The sequence below is a fragment of the Nostoc sp. genome (assembly GCF_035638895.1).
Taxonomy (GTDB): domain Bacteria; phylum Cyanobacteriota; class Cyanobacteriia; order Cyanobacteriales; family Nostocaceae; genus Nostoc.
The window spans coordinates 1-1,918 of the sequence record NZ_DASQZC010000639.1 but is presented as its reverse complement, the minus strand read 5'-3'; the positions used below and the strand labels follow the sequence as shown (position 1 = coordinate 1,918).

Below are 1,918 nucleotides of genomic sequence, written 5' to 3'. Positions count from 1 at the left end.
TTGCGGTAGGACAAGGTTGATGTTACGGTTAGTACCTTCGTAGTCGTAGGTCAAACCGTTAAACTCAGCGTTGCCATAAAGTACTGATTGAGTTTTTTCAGTGTAATCAGTTGTCCTTGCATAAGTAGACCAGTTCCAGCCCACACCGCTTGATTCACCAGAATCATAGAAGTTATCAAAAGTCACAAAGTCAAGGGCTAACTTGTGATGGTTGGGTGAAATTGGTTGTGGGAATAAAGTTAATGCTGGGTCGCCGTTGCCAACAGGTAAATCGCCGAGTACCTGATCGTAGGTACGATTTTCTTTAACTACGTAGATAACGTGCTTAATTTTATCCTGTAAAAATCTCATCGTCCGGTCAGGACGGCGATTGTAGAAACCGTTGTTTCTGTCTACCTGTTCGGAAAGCGTAGCTAAAGTGCCACCTTTGGGAATTGGAATAACTGAGATTCCAGCTTTTTCTAAAGCCCAGGTATACTCATTTCTAAAAGTGGTGTTGCGTGCTAGTCCGGCTGGTGTTGTTTCGCCATTTGAAGGGTTGGGGCCAGAATTGCTTTTGGCATTGACAACGTATAGGTTTTGACCATCTTTACTAACGCTGACAGAATTGGGATACCAGCCAGTTGGGATACGTCCAATTACCCGACCAGATTGCAAGTCCACAACAGCAACAGCGTTCTCATAGCCTAGAGTCACGTAAAGCTGACGTTCATCTGGACTCAGAGCCACAGAGTTGGGATTTGCTCCTTTGTACTTATCGCTAGGTCGAGACAGATTGATAGTTTGGACAACGTTATTGGTATTTGTGTCAATGACTGAAACCGAATCACTATTACCGTTAGCTACATATAGTCGCTTTTGATCGTTTGAAAGCGTTACTTTGTTTGGTTGGTCACCTACAGGTATACGGGTAATTTGCCCGGAAGAAATGCTAACAGCAACCACTTCGTTATCACGCTGGCTGGTAACGAAGACTTTGGCTGCCGCACCGTTTTCTGCACTTTTGATGGCTACATCAAAAGGAAATTCTCCTGTTGCTATGCGATCGCCTGGTCTAAAGAACTTAATTTCTCTAAGTACTTTACGGTTAGTAGTATCAACAATTGATATTGAGTCGTTCTCAAAATTGGCAGCCACTAAAGTTTTGCCATCTTTGCTGACATCAAGACCTGCTACAACTGCTCCTGTTGTCACAGTTTTAGCTTGTGTGTTCTTCAACAAACCACCATCGTAGTCTGGGAAGGGCGCAGTTGAGTCGGAATTGTGATTTAGTAAAATGAAAGGAGCATCTGGCAAGTATTGGCTGCCATTGGAGGCATAAGCATAAACGCGATCGTCAATGCCACCTGATACATAAAAGCGTGTGCCGTCTTTTGCCCAAGCTAGGCCATTATATGTATTGGGAATGTTAATTTGCTGCTGCTTAACCAACTTACCGTTACTGACATCAAAGACAAAAACCCATTCAGCTTTTGAAGTTCTCGTAGCACTTGGCTTGCCAGTTAATGGGTCTAAGACAGGATAAGTGAGATCAGCACCATTTTGACTCCTGAAGTTTTTGTTATACCCACTGGTAAGCACCAGTAAAGTTTTACCATCGGGGCTGAGGGCTGTGGTTACAGCTTCGGCAGCATCAGCATTACCATCTGGACGCAAACCAGTTGCCAAACGTGCAAACGTCGAGCCTGGGGCAGCTGCGGGTGTAATCACTTGACCTGTGGGTAGTAATGCTCCACCTTCAGGTAGATCACCAACACGGCTAGTAGCAAGCTGGGCCGTAACTATTTGTACACTGCTAACTACTATCGCCACTGCAACCAGCAGGCTAAGTAGGAGATATCGCTTACGCTTGAAATTGAGCATTTGCTGTTTCACACATCAAAATTTCTTGCCTACGCAGCCAATATTCCTACTTACT

1 protein-coding gene is annotated in these 1,918 nt (G+C 44.5%); it reads right to left on the bottom strand.

Translation table 11 applies throughout. The features are described 5' to 3' along the window. Positions 1-1,875 (bottom strand): beta-propeller fold lactonase family protein (locus VE944_RS30710; protein ID WP_324986521.1); only part of this gene is annotated, 1,875 nt, incomplete at its 3' end. Between the last annotated feature and the right edge of the window lie 43 nt (positions 1,876-1,918).